Below are 3746 nucleotides of genomic sequence, written 5' to 3'. Positions count from 1 at the left end.
GGGGGACCCTGTGGGAGAGTAGGACGCCGCCGAACAATCATTGCGGAAGCCCCGCACCAGCCCTTCACGGGCCGGTGCGGGGCTTTTCTGCGTTCCGGACCAGGCAGAGGGAATCGACTGGGTATCCTGGCCGCGTTCCTCTGGAGGACACGATGACAGCACAGCAGTTGGAAGACGGCGGGCCGCTCATCCCTCAGCCGGCGATGACGCGGGAAGCCCTGCGGGACGCCGTGCGCCGGATCGACATGGCCAACCTGGCCGTGCTCGACAAGGAATGCAACGAGGCCTTCGACCGTGCCGCGGAGACGGGTGCCATCAATCCGCTGCGGTTCTTCCTGATCAAGTGGGCCACGCACGTGGCGATCCACCGGTGGCCCGCGCGATCAGCGGCGCTGCACGAGGCGGAACGTGTGGCGGGAGATCCCGCGGCCACGGAGGAGGAGTTCCGGGCCGCCATGGAGACCAGCAGCCGCATCCTTGCCGAAGCCCAGCGAGAGATCGGTCAGTGACTCCACGCGGTGAGGGCGTGGAGAACGACAACGGCTGGGCGTGGGAGTGCGATCCCAGCCGGCTGTGGGTGCTCGGCGACATGCCCGCGGCGCACCAGGAGCTGGTCGGCGCCGTCATGGACGGCCTGGTCGATCTGGCGTCGATGGCGATCGACCCCAAGGACGGCAGCCTCTACGAGGATCCCCACCCCATGCGGCTGCGTACGTACGAGGACGAAAAGCTGATGGTCTGGTACCAGACCATCCCGCACCGCAGCCGGGTCTACCTCAAGCGCGTCAACCTCTGAGCTGACAGGGCGGGGACGCGGGCCGGCGCCGCCGCGTTCCTTGTGGACGGGCAGAACCAGTCAGTGCGAGGCTCCGACACTGCTGACCCAGACAGGGAAGGGCACGGCCCCCGGCTGGATTGCTGTGTTCTCCACGTCGCTCAGGTCTGACCAGCTGATGAAGCCCGGCTCGCTGTCGGCCAGAAACCCATGGACGACCGGACCGAGATCGCGGCAAGCCGCATAAGTACCGTCGAACGGCAGCGCGGTCGGGGGCACGGAACCGGTGCAGCACCGGAGCAACCAGGTGTTGGTCTCCCGCTCCACCCGCCGGTCAGCCGGCTCCAGCACAAGTGGCTCGTCCGCCACCTCAGCGATCCACGTCAGCAGCACCACAGCAGTATCCCTGGACAGCCCGGGCTCAAGAACGACAGCCTGCCCGGCCGTCACCGAGCGCGGGCCGCTGCCGCCCTCTGTCCGTGATCGTCACGCCGGGGCAGCGGGCGGACTGCACCCAGTTCGAGCCGGTTCTGGAGAACATCCGCGTTCCGGAGTCGGGGCCGGGCAGGCCCCGCAAGAAGCCAGACAGCCACGTGATCTCGCGCTGGCGGCGGCCCGATCCATGACGTACGTCAGTGACGGACCAGGCAGAACGGATGCCCTGCAGGATCGGCATAGACACGCCAGCTCCGTCCCTCGGAACCGTCGTCCAACGCGGTCGCCCCCATGGCCAGCACCAGTTCTTGGGCTCGGTCCAGATCCGCAACGCCGAAGTCCATATGGAACTGCTGGGGACGGGCGGGGTCCGGCCACAGCGGCGGCCGATAGTCCGCTGACCGTTGGAAGGCGAGAACGAGACCGGAGGGCGTGTGCAACGTTGCCCAGCCGTCACCGAGTGCCCACCGCCGATCCTGCTGATTGACGGTCCCGCCGAGCACCGCCTGGTAGAACTCGGCGAGTCCCACCGGGTCCGAGCAGTCCAGCACTACACATTGAAGATCAGCGATCATTCACAGATCCTAAGTAGCCGTCAGCGGTACCCCGTTCGGCGTGACTGTCGGGGGACGACCTGAGCTCCCCAGCTGCGTACGGATCAACGTCCCCAGTTACGTTCGCAGGTCGGGCATGGCAGGTTCTGGTTGTGATCGCCACGCCTTCCCGGGGACGCTCGCACGATGAGGCAGAAAATGTCGGCCGGACCCGTGGAACGAGGTTGGGACGGGCCTTGGTACCGGGTTCGCGCGGAGGCCTTCGAGGCCCCGTTCCTGCCCAGCGCCGACGAGAACTTGGACTCGGTGTGCAACGTCGATGTCTTCGTGAACCTGAAGGATGGATCTAGGTGGGCTGCGACCGTGTTCACGCTCGATGGCCTTGAGTCGGTTCTTGAACCGAACGTCTTATTCGAGGTCAGGATGATCGATCCCTTTCATGCCCATTTGGCGATCAGCCGGCCCGGCAAGCCCCGACGGCCAGAGCGACGGCGATGTGCGTCGGCACCCCCGGCGGCCCAGGAGAGCGGCGTTCGCCCTTGCTTCGACGAACGAGAGGGCGGGCCTGACCTTCACCTTGCGCGGGTCGAGGTCGGGTTGGCAGGAAAAGTCGTACCCATCGAGCTCTTGTGGTGCGGCAGCCGGGAGAGCCGCAGGCCCTGGCGGAAGCGGCGGTGGTCGCGGACGACCAGTTTTCGGAGAGGACCAGTCGAGAAAGTCGAGGTACCCGGTGGGTGACCTCGTTGATGTTTCCGCGAGGTGACGCAGGCCGAGCTTGCCGGCCGTGGTGCGGATGCGGTTGCCGGTCAGTTCGTCATAGACCGACAACGGTTGTCGCCCGACCTCGATCCGGTTGGCCGCCGCCCGGTTCAGCAGGGCCTGCGCAGGGTCGGTCTCCTCGCCCCGCGACCGTTCGTGACCGGGCTGAACCGGGGCGTTGCCCGTGGTGGTCCGGCGTCCCTTGCCGGTGGGCGGGCCGTCCCAATGGGACTCGTCGAGGCGGCAGCGGCTTGAGGGCCGCATGGAGGTCCCCCGCCGCCCGTTCCGCGGTGACCTCGGGGTGGGCTTGTGGATCTGGACCCGCCGCAGGGCACCCAGGCGGCGAACGCGGCGTCCATCTCCTCGACGGAGGAGAACGACGGGCCGGAGAGGACGTGGTCGCGGACGATCAGCACCTGCCGCTCGCCCCGGCCCTTTCCCTGCAGCCGGTAGGCGGCCAGCACGTCGACGTCGAAGTCGTAGTGGCCGGCGAGCCGACCACCTCGGGATGCAGCGGAACCGCCTCACCAGGAGCGACGTGGCGGCGGACGACGGTCTTGGTCCCATGGTGGACGATCGTCATCAGTGCCCCGCCGAAGTGGGCGAGGGCCCGGCGGTGGCAGTTGAAGGTCTCCAGGTCCTGGCCGATGGTGAGGCAGCAGAACGGGCCCCGCGAGGCCTCGAGTCGATCAGCGACCCGAACTCGTCGATCACTCTCGCTCTCCACCACCCGCTCGGAGACCGCCGTGGAGGCGTCGCCAACCCTGATGCCGAGAGTTACTCGCGGACCGTCTTGCGGTCCAGCCCGGGCGCCCTGGCGATCTCCGCCTGGCTCGTCGCCCCGGAGTCCAGCAAGTCACGAAAGCGCCGAAGCTCCAGCCAACGCTGGGATCCAAGACCGCTGCCAGCTGTCGGCCTGGCCCCTTCCCGGGCCGATTTGGACCCCGGGGCAGAGGGTTGTAGGGTGGAGCGGTTGCCTCGAACGGGATCGTTCGGCAGCGGGCCTCACGAGGAAGCTAATTCCATGTGAGAGCCACTCGACTCCTTTCAGGAATCCGAAGCCGGGGAAATCCGGTGGAGAACTTCTGATAGAGTCGGAATCGCCGGAAAGGGAAACGCGAAAGCGAGAACCTGGAAAGCGCCGAGGAAGTCGGACACGAAAGAGTCTGATAGAGTCGGAAACGCAAGAACAGAACGAAAGCCCGGAGGAAAACCCGCGAGGG

At 67.1% G+C, this 3746-nt stretch carries 4 protein-coding genes and 1 pseudogene; 2 read left to right on the top strand and 3 right to left on the bottom strand.

Going from position 1 to position 3746, the window contains the following annotated elements; translation table 11 throughout:
• Positions 1-152 precede the first annotated feature (152 nt).
• Together ACZ4TV_RS33350 and ACZ4TV_RS33345 are read left to right on the top strand one after the other, a co-directional pair.
• Positions 153-509 (top strand): hypothetical protein, encoded by a 357-nt coding sequence (locus tag ACZ4TV_RS33350; protein ID WP_468139009.1) that lies wholly within the window; start codon positions 153-155, stop codon positions 507-509.
• Entirely contained in the window at positions 506-796 is a 291-nt protein-coding gene (locus ACZ4TV_RS33345) for a hypothetical protein (protein WP_468139007.1), read from the top strand. The genes ACZ4TV_RS33350 and ACZ4TV_RS33345 overlap by 4 nt, the downstream gene beginning before the upstream one ends.
• 60 nt (positions 797-856) lie before the next feature.
• Here the strand turns inward: ACZ4TV_RS33345 and ACZ4TV_RS33340 are convergent, their stop codons facing one another.
• The 3 genes and pseudogenes from ACZ4TV_RS33340 to ACZ4TV_RS33330 form a co-directional block, all read right to left on the bottom strand.
• A complete protein-coding gene (locus ACZ4TV_RS33340) occupies positions 857-1171 on the bottom strand; it encodes a hypothetical protein (RefSeq protein ID WP_468139005.1) in 315 nt (104 codons plus the stop codon).
• Positions 1172-1407: 236 nt separating this feature from the next.
• The gene (locus tag ACZ4TV_RS33335; RefSeq protein ID WP_468139003.1) at positions 1408-1785 is read right to left on the bottom strand and encodes a VOC family protein; all 378 of its coding nucleotides are present in this window, start codon (positions 1783-1785) and stop codon (positions 1408-1410) included.
• A gap of 436 nt (positions 1786-2221) precedes the next feature.
• Positions 2222-2592: pseudogene (locus ACZ4TV_RS33330) on the bottom strand (ATP-binding protein); the annotation flags it as partial.
• Positions 2593-3746 lie beyond the last annotated feature (1154 nt).

It is taken from the genome of Streptomyces sp. NPDC028910, assembly GCF_055564955.1.
This window is presented reverse-complemented; position numbering and strand designations above follow the sequence as displayed.

Bases quoted from the DNA above. Each gene is read 5' to 3' on its own strand.
- ACZ4TV_RS33350 (WP_468139009.1), top strand. From the start codon at position 153: ATGACAGCACAGCAGTTGGAAGACGGCGGGCCGCTCATCCCTCAGCCG.
- ACZ4TV_RS33335 (WP_468139003.1), bottom strand. From the start codon at position 1,785: ATGATCGCTGATCTTCAATGTGTAGTGCTGGACTGCTCGGACCCGGTG.